An 18785-nucleotide genomic window follows, 5' to 3' on the forward strand; every position below is an offset into this window, starting at 1 on the left:
ATGGCTTGGCGGCTGGCTCAGAGTGGCACGTTGAGGGTGAGGTAGATCAGCTTGCTGGTCTCGCACGCGGCGTCGTAGCGGCGGCTGCCGATGCCGATGCCGTAGGTCAGCGAGGCCTTGCGCCCGAGCTGCCAGTAGTGCTCCAGGCGGGCCTCCCACAGCATGCTGTCGCCGAAGCCGTCCTGGTGGTAGCCGCCCGCGCTCACGTAGACGCGCTGGCTGAAGGACCTGTCGGCGTAGCGCCAGGGCGTCCACTGGTACATCGAGCGCACCTGGGCGATGTAGTCGCGGCGCGGGTTGAAGTAGGCGGTGCCGGCGAGCGTGTTGCTGTCGGTGCCGACGTCGAGCCAGAGCGAGACCTGGTGGCGCGGCGTATTGAGCAGGCGCTGGTAGACGGTGCCGAGCCATTGCTGGTTCAGGTTGGTGTCGCTGTAGCGCGAGAGGGCGTAGGACAGGTTGAAGTAGCGCCGGTCGTCCTGCGAATAGCGCGCGCTGGCGGTGCCGGTGCGCCCGGTGACGCCGGCCTGGTAGGCCTTCCAGGGCAGGTCGTTGGCGTCCGAGTCGAAGCCCAGGCTGAAGCGCCAATGGTCGTCGGGCTGGTAGGCCAGCGTGCTGGTGCCGCCGGTGCGCCCCTCGCCGCCGGTGGACTGGTGCACTTCGGCGCTGGCTTCCCAGCCGTCGCGCCGGTAGTCGACGCCCGCGCCGTTGCGCACGCGGCTGACGCTGTTGCCGTTGCCGGTGTCGGCGCGCCCCGAGAACTGGTGCGCGAACACGCGCCAGTACAGCGCGAGCGGCGACGAGTACAGGTGCGTATCGATGGCCCAGGCCTGGTCGGCCAGCGCCGCGTTGCCGCGCTCGCCGCCCGCCTCGATGATCAGCTGGGGCCGTTCGTAGATGCGGTAGTCGCGCTCGAACAGCCGCACCGCGTTGTTGTCGGGGAAACCGGCGCCGAAGGTGGTGGCAACGGTGCGCGCCTGCTCGAACTGGTAGCGCTGCAGTGAGGTTTCGCCGATGCCGGCGAGGCTGGCGATGTCCTCGGGGTGGTCGTTGTGGACCTGCAGGTAGAGCTCCTGCGCGCCGTGCGGCCGCTCCTGCACCAGCGCGCCATCGGCGCGGGCCGTCAGCAGGGTCGGGTCGAACGGCGCATCCCTGCGCAGCGCGTCGAGCGCGCGCACGCCCTCGTCGACGTGGTTGGTGTACAGCAGGTACTGCGCCTGCAGCTTCATGACGGTGCCGTAGTCCGGATTGGTCTTGTCGATATCCACCGACAGCGCGTCCTGCGCGGGGGTGGTGCGCAGCATGCTGGTCACCAGCGCATGCGCGGTCTCGTAGCGGCCCTGGTCGAGGTAGGCGAAGAACAGGCTTTCCTGCACGCTGACGCGGGTCAGGGCGTAGGGCTCGGTGGTTTCGGCGATGGGTTCGCGCGGCGATTGCAGGGCCAGCTCGTAGGCGTGCGCCGCGAGGTCGGGCTTGTCCTGGTAGGCATAGGCGTCGCCGGCGGCGACGTAGGCGGCGGCCGGCAGCGGCTCGCCGGCTGGCGGCGCGATCTGCTCGTACAGCGCGCTGGCCTCGGCCATGCGCCCGCGCACCGCCAGGGCGGTGAGGCGGTCGGCCTGGGCCGTGCGCCGCAAGGCCTGGTAGGACTCGTCGGGCGGGATGCGCTCGAGCAGCGCGTCGGCGCCGGCCAGTGCGTGGTCGGCGGCCGCCAGCCGGTCGGGGGCGTTGGAGGCGCCGGCCTGTTGCCGCGCCCAGCGGATCTCCTGCGCGACGACCAGGTGCTCGAGCTGCAGCAGGTCGGCGCGCGAGAACACCTCGGGCCGCGCCGTGGCCTGCTCCAGTGCCAGTTGCGGCGAGCCGTCCTCGGCTAGGGCGAAGAGGCGCTGGCGCAGGGCCTGCGGCGACTCGGGCGGGCTGGCGGGCGCTGCCTGGGAGGGCCGCGCCGCTGGCGCCGCGCGCTCGGCGCCGGCGGCCTGGGCTCCGCCATGATCACGCGCGAACAGGGCTAGCAGCACCGCCGTCGTCTTGAGCGTGCTCCGCAAGCGCCTGCGATTCGGCTGGGATGATTTCACGGTGACCCCCCCCGGAGTGGTCGGTAGAAGAGCCGCAGCTCGTCTCCCTGGGGCGTCTTTGCCGGCCATGCACCACATGGTCTTTTCTCGGGCAACGGGACTTCGCCGGCGAGCGCGATCGCCGTCGCATGGCGCCGGAAGAACGGTGCCATGCCGCCGTGCCATTCTCGGTAACCCGAAACGCAAAGAACGCGACCTGACTTGGCGGCCATCCGGCAGAGCGCCGGCCGGCCGCGCACTTTCCCCATCCAAGGACCGGCGTGCCGCCGCGGTACAAGGCGCTGCGGCGGCACGGACGGCCGTCCTGCTTCGATTCAAAGTGCCCTGGGTCGCCGGGGCGCGCTTTTTTGCCGCGTCGTCTCCCGGGTTTCCAAAAGCGGGCTTGTGCCATGGAATCTTGGTCGATCCGGGCGGGTAGCGGCAGTGGCCAGAGGATCTAGGGCGCGCGGGGGAGATTTGGATGAGGACTCATCCTTCTAGCTGGCTTGTGCGGCACAAGGCGCGTGGCAGCTTGCTGCCACGCGGCGGCTCCTGCACCGATGGTTCGCCGCTGGCGGTTCGGCATCTCATCCCACCTTCGGCCACGTTGCGGCCGCGCGGCATCCACGTCCCGCCCGCCTTGCAGGCGCGCGCTCCCGCCTCCCGCCGCCCCGCCGCCGCCCGGAACTGCGCCGGCCGGCGCGAACGGCCCGTTCTTCGTCCTCCCCGTCCGCCAGGCACGCTCTCAGGGATTTCCCTCGGTGGGGTCTTCCTCACTATCGCTGGCCCGGTCTTTGCGTGTAAATTCATTTACATTGAATCAGCTAGCAAGAAATCCCATTTTCATGCACACCTGCCCCATCTTCGCGCAGGGTCGCCGCGGCGGCCGTGGCGCTGCACCAGGCCGAGGCATCCGCCAATGACCCAGGCCAGCCAGACCATCGCCGAGCGCATTGCCCGCAGCCTGCCGGCGTTGACGCCCGCCCACCAGCGCATGGCCCACTACGTGCTGGACAATCCGTTCCGCGCGGCGACCATGCGCATCGACGAGCTCGCCGCCGCGGTGCAGGTTTCGGTGGCGACGGCCAACCGCTTCGCCCATGCGCTCGGCTTCGAGGGCTATCCGCAGTTCCGCGCGGAGCTGGTGCGCGGCTTCGAGGCCACGCTGGCGCCGGTGGAGCGCCTGCGCGACGAGCTGGAGCGCCCGGCCACCGCGGCCGAGGCGATGGCGGCATCGCTCGACGATGCCGCCCGCAACCTCGAGGCCACGCGCCGCGGCCTCGATGCGGACGCCTGCGAGCGCGCGGTGGAGGCGATCCTGGCGGCGCACCGCGTCTACATCATCGGCTTCGGCGCCAGCGGCTTCCTGGCGGGGCTGCTGCAGCACGGACTCGAACTGCACTGCCGCACGGTGTCGTCGGTGTCGACCGCCGCCGGTGCCTCGCATGCCGCGCGCCAGTTGTTCAAGCTCGAAGCGGGTGACCTGGTGATCGGCATCGCCTTCCCGCGCTACGTTTCGGATACCGTGCTGCTGGCCGAGCGGATCAAGGCGCGCGGCGTCAGGCTGCTGGCGCTGACCGACGGGCCGCTCTCGCCGCTGGCGCCATTGGCCGATATCGCGCTCTATGCCAGCGCCGGCAGCCGCCTGTCGGCCAATGCCGATGCCGTCGTGACCGCGCTGATCGAAGCGCTGTGCGATGCGGTGGCGCACCGCTCGGCGCATTCGGTGCAGCGCGCCGCCGAGATGACCGAATTCCTGCTGCCCTGGCTGCACGGTACGCCGGCCTTGCGCACTCCCGAGGCGCCGCGCGTGGCCGAGGACCGGCGCGAGGCACCGGACGTGCCGCCGCGCCGCCCCGTCAACAACGCCAGATCCCGCAAATCGTCATGAAGCAAGCAGTCATCGCCATTCACGGCGGCGCCGGCACCATCACGCGGGCCGCCATGGACGCCGCCCGCGAACGCGAGTACAGCGCCGCGCTGGAGCACGTGCTGCAGGCCGGCCAGCGCATCCTGGCCGGCGGCGGCAGCGCGCTCGATGCCGTCACCGAGGCCGTGCGCCTGCTGGAGGAGTGCCCGCTCTTCAATGCCGGCAAGGGCGCCGTGCTGACCCGTGCCGGCACCTATGAGCTGGATGCCGCCGTGATGGACGGCGCCACGCTGCGCGCCGGCGCGGTGGCCTGCGTGCAGCGCCTGCGCAATCCGGTCCTGGCGGCGCGCGCGGTACTCGAGCACAGCGAGCACGTGCTGTTCGCCGGCGAGGGCGCCGAGGCCTTCGCCGCGGCCCAGGGCCTGGAGTGCGTGCCGCCCGGGTTCTACTACACCGCGGCGCGCACCGAGCAGTGGCAGCGCGCGCGCGCCGCGGCCGGCATGCTGCTGGACCACGATGCCGCCACGCTGGTGGCGCAGGAGCAGGCCGGGGCCGAGCCGATCGACCCGGACAGCAAGTTCGGCACCGTCGGCGCGGTCGCCTGCGACCGGCACGGCAACCTGGCGGCGGCGACTTCCACCGGGGGCGTGACCAACAAGCTGGTGGGACGCGTCGGCGACAGCCCGCTGATCGGCGCCGGCTGCTATGCCGACGACGTCGCCGCGGTGTCCTGCACCGGCACCGGCGAGATGTTCATCCGCGCCGTGGCCGCGCACGACGTGGTGGCGCAGATGCGCTACGCGGGCCTGTCGCTGCAGGAGGCGGCGCGGCGCGTGGTGATGGAGAAGCTGCCCGCCATCCGGGGGCGCGGCGGCCTGATCGCCGTGGACCGCGCGGGCAACGTCGCGCTGCCGTTCAACACCGAAGGGATGTACCGCGGCAGCGCGCGCGTGGACGGGCCCGTCGAGGTATCGATCTATGGCTGAGGCCGTGCCGTTCCGGCCGCCGCGCCAGCCGCATTGCAAGGAGAGCCGCCGTGGCTAGCCATTCCACTCCATCCCAGCTGGTGCTGCCGCCGCAGCGGGTCGTCTCGGTGGACGACCTGACGGTGCGCTTCGTCACCTCGGAGCGTACCGTCGAGGCGGTGCGCAACCTGTCCTTCCACGTCGACCGCGGCGAGACGCTGGCGGTGGTCGGCGAGTCCGGCTCCGGCAAATCGGTGACCTCGCTGGCGCTGATGCGCCTGGTCGAGCATGGCGGCGGCACCATCGCCGGCGGCAGCATGGCGCTGCGCCGGCGCGGCGGCGAGGTGATCGACCTGGCGCGGGCCGGCTCCGCGACCTTGCGCGGCGTGCGCGGCGCCGACGTGGCGATGATCTTCCAGGAGCCGATGACTTCGCTGAACCCGGTGTTCCCGGTCGGCGAGCAGGTGGCGGAATCGATCCGGCTGCACCAGGGCAAGAGCCGCGCCGCGGCGCGCGCCGAAGCGCTGCGCATGCTGGAGCTGGTGCGCATCCCGGAAGCGCGCCGCGTGCTCGACCGCTTCCCCCACCAGTTGTCCGGCGGCATGCGCCAGCGCGTGATGATCGCCATGGCGCTGTCGTGCAAGCCGGCGCTGCTGATCGCCGACGAGCCGACCACCGCGCTCGACGTCACCATCCAGGCCGAGATCCTGCAACTGATCCGCAGCCTGCAGGCCGAGATGCAGATGGGCGTGGTCTTCATCACCCACGATATGGGCGTGGTGGCCGAGGTGGCAGACCGCGTGCTGGTGATGTACCGCGGCGAGAAGGTGGAAGAGGGCAGTGCCGGCGAGGTGTTCCGCGCGCCGGCCCATCCCTACACGCGCGCGCTGCTGTCGGCCGTGCCGAGGTTGGGCGCGATGGCGGGCAAGGACCTGCCGGCGCGCTTTCCGCTGGTGCAGTCCGGCGCCGAGGCGCAGCCGGTGGACGAAGCGCCGCAGGACACGGTGCCGGCCGATGCCGCGCCCATCCTGCGCGTGCGCGACCTGGTGACGCGCTTCGACGTGCCCGGCGGCCTGTTCGGCCGCGTGCAGCGCCGCGTGCACGCGGTGGAGCAGGTCAGCTTCGACCTCTACCCGGGCGAGACGCTGGCGCTGGTGGGCGAGTCGGGCTGCGGCAAGTCCACCACGGGGCGCTCGCTGCTGCGGCTGGTGGCGTCGCAGCGCGGCACCATCGAGTTCGCCGGGCAGAACATCGGCCAGTTGCAGGGCGCGGCGCTGCAGAGCCTGCGCCGCAATATCCAGTTCATCTTCCAGGATCCGTTCGCCTCGCTCGACCCGCGCGTGCCGGTCGGCTACTCGATCATGGAGCCGCTGCTGGTGCACAAGGCGGCCAGCGGCAAGGAGGCCGAGCAGCGCGTGGCCTGGCTGCTGGAGAAGGTGGGCCTGACGCCGGCGCACGCGGCGCGCTATCCGCACGAGTTCTCGGGCGGCCAGCGCCAGCGCATCTGCATCGCGCGCGCGCTGGCGCTCAACCCGAAGGTGGTGATCGCCGACGAGTCGGTGTCGGCGCTCGATGTCTCGATCCAGGCGCAGATCGTCAACCTGATGCTGGACCTGCAGCGCGAGTTCGGCGTGGCCTTCCTCTTCATCTCGCACGACATGGCGGTGGTGGAGCGCGTCAGCCACCGCGTGGCGGTGATGTACCTGGGGCAGATCGTCGAGATCGGCCCGCGCCGGGCCATCTTCGAGAACCCGCAGCACCCGTACACGAAGAAGCTGATGTCGGCGGTGCCGATCGCCGACCCGGCGCGCCGCCACCTCAAGCGCGAGCCGCTGTCGGACGAGATTCCCAGCCCGATCCGCGCCATCGGCGACGAGCCGGAGGTGAGGCCGCTGGTGCATGTCGGCGGCAGCGGCGCGCACGCGCACTTCGTGGCGCGGCACGCCGTCGGCGGCCTGTATTGAAGCGGGTTGAAGCGGATCGTCCCGATCCACCCGCACCCATGGTTTTTCAAGGAGCAATGCTCATGAACCTGCGCAGATTCACTCCCGGCCTCGCTGCCGGCGCCTTCGCCGCCACCGCCCTCGGCCTGCCGGCGACGCCCGCCTTCGCCGCCAAGGACGCGGTGATGGCGGTCTATTCCACCTTCACCACGCTCGACCCCTACGACGCCAACGACACGCTGTCGCAGGCCGCCTGCAAGTCCTTCTACCAGGGCCTGTTCGGCTTCGACAAGGACATGAAGCTGGTCAACGTGCTGGCCGAGAGCTACGACGTCAGCAAGGACGGCCTGGTCTATACCATCAAGCTGCGCAAGGGCGTCAAGTTCCACGACGGCACCGCCTTCGACGCCGCCGCGGTCAAGGCCAACCTGGACCGCGTCACCGACCCGGCCAACAAGCTCAAGCGCTATACGCTGTTCAACCGCGTGGCCAAGACCGAGGTGGTCGACGCCGGCACCGTGCGCGTGATGCTGAAGGAGCCGTTCTCGCCCTTCATCAACGTGCTGGCCCACCCCTCGGCGGTGATGATCTCGCCCGCCGCGCTGAAGAAGTACGGCAAGGAGATCGCCTTCCACCCGGTCGGCACCGGCCCCTTCGAGTTCGTCGAGTGGAAACAGCCCGACTTCCTCAAGGGCCGGAAGTTCGCCGGCTACTGGAAGACCGGCTATCCGAAGATCGATTCCATCACCTGGCGTCCGGTGGTCGACAACAACACGCGCTCGGCCATCATGCAGACCGGCGAGGCGGACTTCGCCTTCAGCATTCCCTTCGAGCAGGCCGCGGTGCTCAAGGCCAGTCCCAAGGTCGACCTGATCGACGCGCCCTCGATCATCCAGCGCTACGTCACCTTCAACACCATGGTCAAGCCGTTCAACGACCCGAAGGTGCGCCAGGCGATCAACTACGCCATCAACAAGGAAGCGCTGGCCAAGGTGGCCTTCAACGGCTACGCGGTGCCGTCGGTGGGCGTGGTGCCGCCGGGCGTGGACTATGCCGAGAAGCTGGGTCCGTGGCCGTATGACCCGGCCAAGGCGCGCGAGCTGCTCAAGGAGGCCGGCTATCCGAACGGCTTCGAGACCACGCTGTGGTCGGCCTACAACCACACCACCGCGCAGAAGGTGATCCAGTTCGTGCAGCAGCAGCTGCAGCAGGTCGGCATCAAGGCCCAGGTGCAGGCGCTGGAAGCCGGCCAGCGCGTGGAGCGGGTCGAGAGCGTGCAGAAGCCGGAAGAGGCGGGCGTGCGCATGTACTACGTCGGCTGGTCGTCGTCGACCGGCGAGTCGGACTGGGCCCTGCGTCCGCTGCTGGCCTCGGAGTCGATGCCGCCCAAGCTGCTGAATACCGCCTACTACAAGAACGACCACGTCGACGCCGACATCGCCGGCGCGCTGCGCACCACCGACCGCGGCGAGAAGGCGCGCCTGTACAAGGACGCGCAGGAGCGCATCTGGAAGGATGCGCCGTGGGCCTTCCTGGTGACCGAGAAGGTGCTGTTCGCGCGCGCCAAGCGCCTGAGCGGTGCCTACGTGATGCCCGACGGTTCGTTCAACTTCGACGACATCGACATCAAGCAGTAAGGACGTCGCGCGCGTACCCCGGCCGGGTACGCGCGGTGTCCCGCAGGACACGGCGGGCGCGGCGCATGCCGCCACGCTCCGCCGCGTCGAGCAGTCAGCCGCGAGCGGCCGCCCGTCCGGGTTGCGGGGTCATGGACGAGCGGCCGGCGGTCCCATTCCGTTGTTGTTGGTGCGTTGTTGGTGCGTCATGCTGAACTACTTTCTCAAACGATTCCTGGGCGTCATCCCCACCCTGCTGATCGTGGCGGTGCTGGTGTTCCTGTTCGTCCACCTGCTGCCCGGGGATCCCGCGCGGCTCGCCGCCGGCCCCGAGGCCGATGTGGGCACGGTGGAACTGGTGCGCAAGGACCTGGGGCTGGACCGGCCGCTGCCCGAGCAGTTCGTGCGCTTCTTCTCGAACGCGGTGCGCGGTGAGTTCGGCACCTCGCTGCGCACCAAGCGCCCGGTCAGCGAGGAGATCGGCGACCGCTTCCTGCCGACGCTCTACCTGACCCTGGCCTCGATGGCCTGGGCCGTGGTGTTCGGCATGGTGATCGGCGTCTGCTCCGCGGTCTGGCGCAACCGCTGGCCGGACCGGCTCGGCATGACGCTGGCCGTGTCCGGCATCTCCTTCCCGGCCTTCGCCCTGGGCATGCTGCTGATGGAGGTGTTCTCGGTCCAGCTCGGCTGGCTGCCCTCGATCGGCGCCGACAGCTGGAAGCACTACATCCTGCCCTCGCTGACGCTGGGCGCGGCAGTCGCCGCCGTGATGGCGCGCTTCACGCGGGCCTCCTTCGTCGAGGTGCTGCACGAGGACTTCGTGCGCACCGCGCGCGCCAAGGGCGTGCGCGAGAGCGTGGTGGTGGCCAAGCACGCCCTGCGCAACGCCATGATTCCCGTGGTCACCATGATGGGCCTGCAGTTCGGCTTCCTGCTGGGCGGCTCCATCGTGGTCGAGAAGGTGTTCAACTGGCCCGGCCTCGGCCGCTTGCTGGTGGACGCCGTCGAAATGCGCGACTACCCCGTGATCCAGGCCGAGGTGCTGCTGTTCTCGCTGGAATTCATCCTGATCAACCTGGTGGTGGACATCCTCTACACGGTGATCAATCCCGCCATCCGCTACAAGTAAGAGGAGGCCGGCATGACTGAGCTTTCCACGCCCGCCGCCGGCAACGGTGCCGGCACCGCCACGCCCGAGGGCGTGCGCACGCCCTGGTCGGAGTTCTGGCGCAAGTTCCGCAAGCAGCATCTGGCGCTGGGCGCCGGCGTGTTCGTGCTGCTGCTGGTGCTGGTGGCCATCCTGGCGCCGCACATCGTGCCCTACGATCCGGAGAATTTCTTCGACTACGACGCGCTCAATGCCGGCCCCTCGGCCGCGCACTGGATGGGCGTCGACTCGCTCGGCCGCGACATCTTCAGCCGCATCCTGGCCGGCACCCGCATCTCGCTCGCCGCCGGCTTCCTGTCGGTCATCATCGGCGCGGTGATCGGGACCGCCTTCGGCCTGCTGGCGGGTTACTACGAGGGTTGGTGGGACCGCATCGTGATGCGCATCTCCGACGTGCTGTTCGCCTTCCCGGGCATCCTGCTGGCGATCGGCGTGGTGGCCATCCTCGGCAACGGCATGGTCAACGTGATCTTCGCCGTGGCCATCTTCAGCATCCCCGCCTTCGCCCGCCTGGTGCGCGGCAATACGCTGATGCTCAAGCGGCTCACCTACGTGGAGGCGGCGCGCAGCATCGGCGCTTCCGACTGGACCATCCTGGTGCGCCACATCCTGCCGGGCACGGTGTCGTCCATCGTGGTCTACTTCTCGATGCGCATCGGCACCTCGATCATCACGGCGGCCAGCCTGTCCTTCCTCGGCCTCGGCGCGCAGCCGCCCACGCCGGAGTGGGGCGCGATGCTCAACGAGGCGCGCGCCGACATGGTCACGGCGCCGCACGTGGCGATCTTCCCCAGCCTGGCGATCTTCCTGACGGTGCTGGCCTTCAACCTGCTCGGCGACGGCCTGCGCGACGCGCTGGACCCGAAGATCGACCGCCGCTGAGGTGACCCGCATGGTTTTTCCCCGCAGTGCTGTGCCTCATATCGGCGACCTGCCGGCCGGGCCGCGCGACGCCATCACCGACGTGGCAGGCGTGGCGGTGGGCCACGCCACGCTGGCCGAAGGCGCCTGCCAGACCGGCGTGACGGTGGTGCTGCCGCACGGCGGCAATCTCTACACCGACAAGGTGCCGGCCGCCGCGAGCGTGCTCAACGGCTTCGGCAAGAGCGTCGGCCTGGTGCAGGTGGAGGAGCTCGGCGTGCTGGAAACGCCGATCGCGCTGACCAATACCTTCAGCGTCGGCGCGGTGTCGCAGGCGCAGATCCGCGCCGCCATCGCCGCCAGTCCCGAGATCGGGCGCGCCTGGCCCACGCTCAATCCGCTCGTGTTCGAGTGCAACGACGGCTACCTGAACGATATCCAGGCGATGGCGCTGCAGGCCTCGCACTACGATGCCGCGTTGGCCGCGGCAGGGACCGGCTTCGCCCAGGGCGCGGTCGGCGCCGGGCGCGGCATGTCGGCCTTCGGCGTCAAGGGCGGTATCGGCAGCGCCTCGCGGCTGGCGGCAGGCCACGTGGTCGGCGCGCTGGTGCTGGCGAACTTCGGCACGCCGGACGCGCTGACGGTGGCGGGCCGGCGCCTGGGCCGGCAACTGCTGGGCGCGCTGGCCTCGGCGCAGGCCTTGCCGGGCGCGGAAGCCGCGGCGGAGCCGGAGCCGGAGAAGGGCTCGATCATCATGCTCATCGCCACCGACGCGCCGCTGGATGCGCGCCAGCTGCGCCGCCTGTCGCTGCGCGCCGGCGCCGGGCTGGCGCGCACCGGTTCCGTGTTCGGCCACGGCTCCGGCGACATCGCGCTGGCCTTTTCCACCGCCTACACCGTGCCGCACCTGGCCGCGGCGCCGATGCCCGCGCTGCCGATGCTGCACGAGACGCGGCTCGATCCCCTGTTCCGCGCCGCCGCCGACTGTGTCGAGCAGGCCATCGTCCACGCACTGTGGCGGGCGCAAGGCGTGAGCGGCCGCGACGGGCATCGCCGCCAGGCGCTGTGCGAACTGCTGCCGGGCCTGGCGAGCGAAGCGTGGGAGTCCGCATGCGCATCCTGATCTCGACCGATATCGAGGGCGTGGCCGGCGTGTTCCACGCCGAGCAGACCCGCGCCGGCAATGGCGAGTACGAGCGCGCCCGCGCCTGGATGACGGGCGAGGCCAATGCCGCGGTGCAGGGCGCCTTCGCCGGCGGCGCCACGGAAGTCCTCGTCAACGACTCGCATGGCGGCTTCCGCAACCTGCTGCCCGACCAGCTCGACCCGCGCGCGCGGCTGGTGCTGGGCAAGCCGCGCTACCTCGGCATGATGGCCGGGGTGGAGCAGGGCTGCGATGGCGTCTTCCTGGTGGGTTGCCACGGGCGCGCGCAGGGCCGCGGGGTGCTGGCGCACACCATCAACAGCGGCGCCTTCGCGCGCGTCTGGCTCGATGGGCTGGAACTCGGCGAGGCGGGGCTCTACGGCGCGCTGGCCGGCGAGTTCGGCGTGCCGGTGCTGATGGCCAGCGGCGACGACGTGTTCATCGAGGAGACGCGCAGGCTGATGCCGTGGGTGCGCTATGTCGAGACCAAGCGTGCCGGCGGCTTCGCCAGCGGTACCTCGCTGGCGCCGGGCGCGGCGCGCGCGGCGATCGCCGGCGCCGCCGAGACGGCCGTGCGCGCCGCCATCGAGGCGGCCGGCGCGGGGCGCCTGATCCTGGCCACGCCGCTGCGTTGCCGCCTGCAGACGCAGACGCCGGGCCATGCCGACCTGTTCTGCCAGTGGCCGGCGCTGGAGCGCCTCGATGGCGACCTGCTGGAGTTCGCCGCCGGCTCGGTCCAGGATGCGGTGCGCATGCTCAACTGCCTGTCGGCGATGTCTTTCATGCTGCGCTAGCCCGTTGAATCGCTGAAATCGATCGGTGCCTGCCATGGCATGCGGGCTCGTCGCGTCGTTGCGAAGGCTCGCCATCGCCGTGCGATGGCTGCGCTTTGCGCCTGGCGCTGATTCCCGCATGCCATGTCTTTCCCCTCCCATTTCAATGATTCAGTGGACTAGTGGCGGGCTTCCGATTTTTATGACGAAATTGATCCATCAAGAATAGGATTCGTCCAATATCTTGCGACCGCTCGGTGCGCGAATATCTTCCGTTGAATGATGTCAATTCGACAAGGGAGATCGCCGCATGGGCAATCGGTTGGCATATTCCTCACCCGACGTCAATGTATCCAGCCCCGCTTTGCCGGAGTTGCAAGGCCAGCCCACGCTTGTGTTTTCCCGCCTGAGCGGCACGGATCATCTGAATGCGCTGTTCGAGTATCAGCTGCAGTTGCGTACAGCGGACGAGCGCAGCCCGATACTCGGCACCGCGGCGAACCTGGACAAGAAGCCCCTGCGCGGCACTGCCAGCGCCGCCTTTCACATGGTCGGCTGGCAGCCCTTGGCCTGCTGGCCGGCCGTCTCGAGCGAAACGGAGTCGAAGGAGTCGGCGGAGATCCTCGACCCTGATGCCATGCAGGCTGGAGGCGTCAGCGGCCTGAACTACACCCCCTACTACATCCACTCGTTCGGCATCACGGGCGATCACGGCATCACCGGCGGCGGCCCCAATATCTTTCCCGCCACCCCGGACAACATGCCATCCGGTGGGGGCGGAGAAATGTATTGCGCCTCGTTCCCAGCGAAATGGCGACCGGGGTTGAAGGTGAACGTCCGTTGGCTGGTGGAGAAGATTCCGGACGGCGTCACCTATGGCTCCTGGTACCGTGCTGCGGCCCGGCACCGCCCCTCCCAGGCTGGACGCCACGGCCTGCCCGCGCAGCTTTTGGCAGCCGTCCTGCTGGCAGGCCTTGGCCTGCTGGCCGGCTGCGACGACCGGGCCGGCGCGGAGTCGAGGGAGTCGGTGGAGAGCATCGACCCCGATGCCATGCAGGCTGGAGGCGTCCGAGGCCTGAACTACACCCCCTACTACATCCACTCGTTCGGCATCACGGGCGATCACGGCATCACCGGCGGCGGCCCCAATATCTTTCCCGCCACCCCGGAGCGCACGCCTTCCGGGGGGGGGAAGGAGTCCTGCTGCGCCTCGTTCCCAGCGAAATGGCGACCGGGGTTAAAGGTGAAGATCCGTTGGCTGGTGGACAAGACACTGGACGGCGTCACCTATGGCTCCTGGTACCAAGCGGAAACCGAACTGCCAGAGTACGGCAAGTCGACCTACGGGTTATGGGCAATATTTCTGCCCGGAGATCGCGTCAAGGTCATGATCATGGACGGCAACGCCAATGGCCATAACAGTGTGAGAACGCGACCGGCGGACAGCGACCCATATGTGGCAACCGGCACCTTGGATGAGGCCGCCAACCGCGAAGCGGAGGCCAGGCGTGAAGTGCAACGGCAAAGGAAGGAGGCCTACGCCGTCGAAGTCGCCAACCGGGAGAAGAAGCTACTGAGGCAACAGGAGAACGAACGATGAATCACGTCTTGCGCTGGCCAACCCAGATGCCGGACGGTGGGTTGCCGCCGATGGGAAAGAAAACCTATGACGACCACCCAGGCGAGGTGGCCGATCACGATGCGGCCGGTGCTGCGGCCCGGTACCGCCCCTCCCAGGCGGGACGCCACGGTCTGCCCGCGCGGCTCATGGCAGCCGTCCTGCTGGCAGGCCTTGGCCTGCTGGCCGGCTGCGACGACCGGACCGGAACGGAGTCGAGAGACTCGGTGGAGAGCATCGATCCCGATGCCATGCGCGGGGGGGGCGTCAGTGGTCTGAACTACACCCCCTACTACATCCACTCGTTCGGCATCACGGGCGATAACGGCATCACCGGCGGCGGCCCCAATATCTTTCCCGCCACCCCGGAGCGCACGCCTTCCGGGGGGGGGAAGGAGTCCTGCTGCGCGTCTTTCCCAGCGAAATGGCGCCCGGGGTTGAAGGTGAACGTCCGTTGGCTGGTAGACAAGAAACAAGATGGCGTGACCTATGGCTCCTGGTACCAGGCCGAAACCGAACTCCCCCCCTACGGAAGAGCCACCTATGGCTTGTGGGCGATCTTCCTGCCGGAGGATCGCGTCAAGGTCATGGTCTGGGGTTCGCCAGAGGCGGGCTATACCAATGTCTGGACCAGACCGAGCGAGGACGATCCCTACGTCGTGGTCGGCACCTTGGATGAAGCCGCCAACCGCGAAGCGGAGGTCAGGCGTGAAGTGCAACGGCAAAGGAAGGAGGCCTACGCCGTCGAAGTCGCCAACCGGGAGAAGACGCTGCAAAGGCAACAGGAGAACGAACGATGAATCACGTCTTGCGTTGGCCGACCCAGATGCCGGTCGGCGGGTTGCCGCCGATGGGAAAGAGAACCTATGACGACCACCCAGGCAAGGTGGCCGATCACGATGCGGCCGGTGCTGCGGCCCGGTACCGCCCCTCCCAGGCGGGACGCCACGGCCTGCCCGCGCGGCTCATGGCAACCGTCCTGCTGGCAGGCCTTGGCCTGCTGGCCGGCTGCGACGACCGGACCGGAACGGAGTCGAGAGACTCGGTGGAGAGCATCGACCCCGATGCCATGCGCGGGGGGGGCGTCAGCGGTCTGAACTACACCCCCTACTACATCGACTCGTTCGGCATCACGGGCGATAACGGCATCACCGGCGGCGGCCCCAATATCTTTCCCGCCACCCCGGAGCGCACGCCTTCCGGGGGGGGGAAGGAGTCCTGCTGCGCGTCTTTCCCAGCGAAATGGCGCCCGGGGTTGAAGGTGAACGTCCGTTGGCTGGTAGACAAGAAGTTGGATGGCGTGACCTATGGCTCCTGGTACCAGGCGGAGACCGAACTCCCCCCCTACGGAAAAGCCACCTACGGCTTGTGGGCGATCTTCCTGCCGGGGGATCGCGTCAAGGTCATGGTCCGGGGCTCCGTTGAGGCGGGCTATACCAATGTCTGGACCAGACCGAGCGATGACGATCCTTACGTCGTGGTCGGCACCTTGGATGAGGCCGCCAACCGCGAAGCGGAGGTCAGGCATGAAGCGGAACGGAAGAAGGCCGAGGCCTACGCCGTCGAAGTCGCCAACCGGGAGAAGAAGCTACTGAGGCAACAGGAGAACGAACGATGAATCACGTCCTGCGTTGGCCAACCCAGATGCCGGTCGGCGGGTTGCCGCCGATGGGAAAGAAAACCTATGACGACCACCCAGGCAAGGTGGCCGATCACGATGCGGCCGGTGCTGCGGCCCGGTACCGCCCCTCCCAGGCGGGACGCCACGGCCTGCCCGCGCGGCTTTTGGCAGCCGTCCTGCTGGCAGGCCTTGGCCTGCTGGCAGGCTGCGACGACCGGACCGGAACAGAGTCGAGGGATGCAGCGGAGAGCATCGACCCCGATGCCATGCAGGCTGGAGGCGTCAGCGGCCTGAACTACACCCCCTACTACATCGACTCGTTCGGCATCACGGGCGAGAACGGCATCACCGGCGGCGGCCCCAATATCTTTCCCGCCACCCCGGAGCGCACGCCTTCCGGGGGGGGAAGGAGTCCTGCTGCGCCTCGTTCCCAGCGAAATGGCGACCGGGGTTGAAGGTGAACGTCCGTTGGCTGGTAGACAAGAAGTTGGATGGCGTCACCTATGGTTCCTGGTACCAGGCGCAAGCGGAAATCGCGGAATACGGGCCCAGGGCCGGTGCACTCTTTGTGGTGTTCCTGCCGGAAGATCGTATCAAGGTCATGGTTCAGGATGGCAATGCGAACGGCCACAACGATCTGACCGTGCGTCCCGCCGACGATGATCCTTACGTGGTAGCCGGCGCCTTGGATGAGGCCGCCAACCGCGAAGCGGAGGTCAGGCATGAAGCGGAACGGAAGAAAGCCGAGGCCTACGCCGTCGAAGTCGCCAACCGGGAGAAGAAGCTACTGAGGCAACAGGAGAACGAACGATGAATCACGTCTTGCGTTGGCCGACCCAGATGCCGGACGGCGGGCTGCTGCCGATGGGGAAGAAGATCTACGACACCCACAAAGGCAAGGTGGCCGATCACGATGCCGGCTGCGAACAGACCCTGCACATCAGCCTCTTCTTCGACGGCACCAACAATAACGATGACAAGAACAACCCCTTCCGCGATTCGTTGAGCCAGGCGCACACGAACGTGGCTCGCCTGTACAAGGCCGCAAGAGAAGAGCCCGAGAATGGCATCTACCCACACTATATGCCGGGGGTCGGCACGCCGTTCCCCGAGATCGGCGAATCGGTGTACTCGTCCATCGGCAAGGCCTTCGCCAAAGGCTATGGGCGGCGCTGCGTGTGGGGTTATACCCGTGTCCTCAATTCGATCTACAAAGCGGTCGCCGGCCCGAACGAAACGCTGATTGACAACGACGAAGCCAACCGCCTGTGCAGAGCCACTGCCGACGGCTACCGCCCCTTCGCCACCCTCTTCGACATGAAGCACAGGCGGCTGGCCGGCATGCAGCGGGACCGCAAGCGCGACTGCCAGCGCAACAAGATGGTCAAGCAGGTCTGGATCAATGTGTTCGGCTTCTCGCGCGGCGCCGCCACCGCCCGTTCCTTCGTCGGCAAGCTGATGCGGGACTGGGCCCCCGGCGGCAGGATCGCCGGCGAGATCCCCTACCAGGTCAACTTCATGGGCCTGTTCGATACCGTGGCATCGGTGGGACCGCCCGATTCGGTGCGCGCGGCGCTCGATATCAGCACCTTCGACGGCCACTTCGCCTGGTCGAACAGCGGCCTGATGGATATCCCCAAGGAGGTGAAGCGCTGCGCGCACTTCTTCTCCATCCATGAGCAGCGCATGAGCTTTCCCCTCGATACCATCCGCGAGGGCAGCGTCTATCCCGGTGGCGCCGGCCAGCGGCTGGAGGTCGCGTATCCGGGCGTGCATTCCGATATCGGCGGTGGCTATCCCCCTGGCGACCAGGGCAAGGCGCGCGGCGGCGAGGGTTCCAAGCTCAGCCAGATCCCGCTGCACCATATGTACATCGAGGCCCTGAAGCAAGGCGTGCCCCTGCGCGTTGGTGACGAGATCAAGCAAAGCCCGTTCATGCAGGACGACTTCGCCCTCGCCAAGCCGGTGATCGATGCCTTCAACCGTTGGCTGGACCGCACCATCCCGATCGAGCGCGTCGAGGATGCCTTGCGCTTCGGCATGCGGCAGAACCTGGCCTGGCGCGCCTTGCGCGCGCGCTGGCACACCGGCGACTACGTCTGCAACCAGCCCTTCTTCAAGGCCGCGCAGGAAGACGAACTGACGCCGCGCCAGCTGGAGCTGCGTGTCCAGAAGCAGATGGAATCCGATGCGGAAGTCCGCAGGCTCCGGGGCCGCATCGCGGAGCTGGCCGCGGCCCGCACGAATCTCGGGCTGGCCGGCGCCGCAGGCGGATACGTCAGCGCCGCCGACCGTGCGGCGCAGATGAAGGAGGCGCAAGCGCTGGACAAGCAGAGCCAGCAGGCCGCGGACGCGCTGCGCCGCCGCCGCGAGCAGTTGTACCAGCAGGCGGCGAAGAAGAAGGGCCCGACGCGGCCGGGCGAAGGCGCCGATGAAACCGTGACCAATGACCAGCACGACCTGCGCGAGGCGGCGGAAGAATTCCGCTTGCTGCTCGGCTTCCTGCATCCCGACCGGCAAACGGCGCTGGGTGTCGAGCAATCGCCCTTCACCGTCCGTCCGCCCGCGGCGGGCAGCTATCTCGTCAGTCCGATCGGTGTTGTCCTGGCCGCATATGCGACGTACCAGAATTCGGGCCGCCGCTTGTCCGTGCGGAGAGAGCGCAATGCGGACAGCGAGCGCGTGCAGCTGGTGCAGCGCGATGCGTACGTGCAGACCGCCGCGCTGGCGGACTTCGATGCGGAGAAATTCGACGTGCTGGTGCTGCCCCCGCGCGAAATGCTCGATCCGTTGCAGGCCTGGACCACGGCCGAGGTAGTGGACCGGTTCGCCCGGCAAGAGCCGGCCGCCGTCGTCCTGTTCGATGACTACATCCACGACAGCCGCGCCTGGTTCCGCGTGCCCTCCTTTCATGAATACGCCCCGGGCGGCTACGGATGGGGACGCGCCTTCTTCATCGGCAAGGATCACTGCGTGCGCCACCTGGGCTTCGGCACCGATGCCATGGTCAAGAGCATCACCACCGCGCCCAGGCCCACCCCGGCCGAAATGGCGATGGGGGACTGACCCTGCCGCTGCCGGCTTCGTGCCGCGTCCGGCCCGGGGCCAGCGGTAGCAGGCAGTGTCCAGGACGCGTCGTCGGCTTCGCTTCAGAGCAC

Annotated in this window: 15 protein-coding genes; 14 read left to right on the forward strand and 1 reads right to left on the reverse strand. The window is 68.6% G+C overall.

Annotation, left to right across the window (positions count from 1 at the left end; translation table 11 throughout):
• Window positions 1-17: 17 nt before the first annotated feature.
• Entirely contained in the window at window positions 18-2039 is a 2022-nt protein-coding gene (pgaA, locus tag BKK80_RS24145) for a poly-beta-1,6 N-acetyl-D-glucosamine export porin PgaA (RefSeq protein WP_236903948.1), read from the reverse strand.
• A gap of 928 nt (window positions 2040-2967) precedes the next feature.
• On the opposite strand from pgaA, the gene BKK80_RS24150 reads away from it, so the two are divergent.
• The 14 genes from BKK80_RS24150 (at window position 2968) to BKK80_RS24215 (ending at window position 18693) form a co-directional block, all read left to right on the forward strand.
• A complete protein-coding gene (locus BKK80_RS24150) occupies window positions 2968-3939 on the forward strand; it encodes a MurR/RpiR family transcriptional regulator (protein WP_071071612.1) in 972 nt (323 codons plus the stop codon).
• Window positions 3936-4904, forward strand: a complete 969-nt coding sequence (locus tag BKK80_RS24155; RefSeq protein WP_071021494.1) for an isoaspartyl peptidase/L-asparaginase family protein — start codon at window positions 3936-3938, stop codon at window positions 4902-4904. The genes BKK80_RS24150 and BKK80_RS24155 overlap by 4 nt, the downstream gene beginning before the upstream one ends.
• A gap of 50 nt (window positions 4905-4954) precedes the next feature.
• Window positions 4955-6847, forward strand: a complete 1893-nt coding sequence (locus BKK80_RS24160) for a dipeptide ABC transporter ATP-binding protein (RefSeq protein ID WP_071071615.1) — start codon at window positions 4955-4957, stop codon at window positions 6845-6847.
• 62 nt (window positions 6848-6909) lie between these two features.
• A complete protein-coding gene (gene gsiB, locus BKK80_RS24165; protein WP_071071617.1) occupies window positions 6910-8463 on the forward strand; it encodes a glutathione ABC transporter substrate-binding protein GsiB in 1554 nt (517 codons plus the stop codon).
• 187 nt (window positions 8464-8650) lie between these two features.
• Entirely contained in the window at window positions 8651-9571 is a 921-nt protein-coding gene (gene gsiC, locus BKK80_RS24170; protein ID WP_071021486.1) for a glutathione ABC transporter permease GsiC, read from the forward strand.
• A gap of 12 nt (window positions 9572-9583) precedes the next feature.
• Window positions 9584-10492, forward strand: a complete 909-nt coding sequence (gene gsiD, locus BKK80_RS24175) for a glutathione ABC transporter permease GsiD (protein ID WP_071021483.1) — start codon at window positions 9584-9586, stop codon at window positions 10490-10492.
• 10 nt (window positions 10493-10502) lie between these two features.
• Window positions 10503-11594 (forward strand): DmpA family aminopeptidase, encoded by a 1092-nt coding sequence (locus tag BKK80_RS24180; RefSeq protein ID WP_071071619.1) that lies wholly within the window; start codon window positions 10503-10505, stop codon window positions 11592-11594.
• Window positions 11582-12409, forward strand: coding sequence for a M55 family metallopeptidase (locus BKK80_RS24185; protein ID WP_071071621.1), 828 nt, complete (start codon window positions 11582-11584; stop codon window positions 12407-12409). The genes BKK80_RS24180 and BKK80_RS24185 overlap by 13 nt, the downstream gene beginning before the upstream one ends.
• Window positions 12410-12698: 289 nt before the next feature.
• Window positions 12699-13988, forward strand: coding sequence for a DUF3304 domain-containing protein (locus BKK80_RS37905; protein WP_335582977.1), 1290 nt, complete (start codon window positions 12699-12701; stop codon window positions 13986-13988).
• Window positions 13985-14806, forward strand: a complete 822-nt coding sequence (locus tag BKK80_RS24200; protein WP_335582978.1) for a DUF3304 domain-containing protein — start codon at window positions 13985-13987, stop codon at window positions 14804-14806. Before BKK80_RS37905 ends, BKK80_RS24200 begins: the two co-directional genes overlap by 4 nt.
• Window positions 14803-15624 carry a DUF3304 domain-containing protein gene (locus tag BKK80_RS24205; RefSeq protein ID WP_236903950.1) on the forward strand — a complete coding sequence of 274 codons (822 nt, stop codon included), beginning with the start codon at window positions 14803-14805 and terminating at the stop codon, window positions 15622-15624. Before BKK80_RS24200 ends, BKK80_RS24205 begins: the two co-directional genes overlap by 4 nt.
• Complete coding sequence (locus BKK80_RS37910; protein WP_335582979.1) at window positions 15621-16082, forward strand: hypothetical protein; 462 nt, start codon at window positions 15621-15623, stop codon at window positions 16080-16082. Before BKK80_RS24205 ends, BKK80_RS37910 begins: the two co-directional genes overlap by 4 nt.
• On the forward strand, window positions 16079-16441 hold the full coding sequence (locus BKK80_RS37915; RefSeq protein WP_335582980.1) for a DUF3304 domain-containing protein: 363 nt from the start codon (window positions 16079-16081) through the stop codon (window positions 16439-16441). The genes BKK80_RS37910 and BKK80_RS37915 overlap by 4 nt, the downstream gene beginning before the upstream one ends.
• The gene (locus tag BKK80_RS24215) at window positions 16438-18693 is read left to right on the forward strand and encodes a phospholipase effector Tle1 domain-containing protein (RefSeq protein WP_071071623.1); all 2256 of its coding nucleotides are present in this window, start codon (window positions 16438-16440) and stop codon (window positions 18691-18693) included. Before BKK80_RS37915 ends, BKK80_RS24215 begins: the two co-directional genes overlap by 4 nt.
• Window positions 18694-18785: the final 92 nt, after the last annotated feature.

It is taken from the genome of Cupriavidus malaysiensis (assembly GCF_001854325.1).
GTDB classification, from domain to species: Bacteria; Pseudomonadota; Gammaproteobacteria; order Burkholderiales; family Burkholderiaceae; genus Cupriavidus; species Cupriavidus malaysiensis.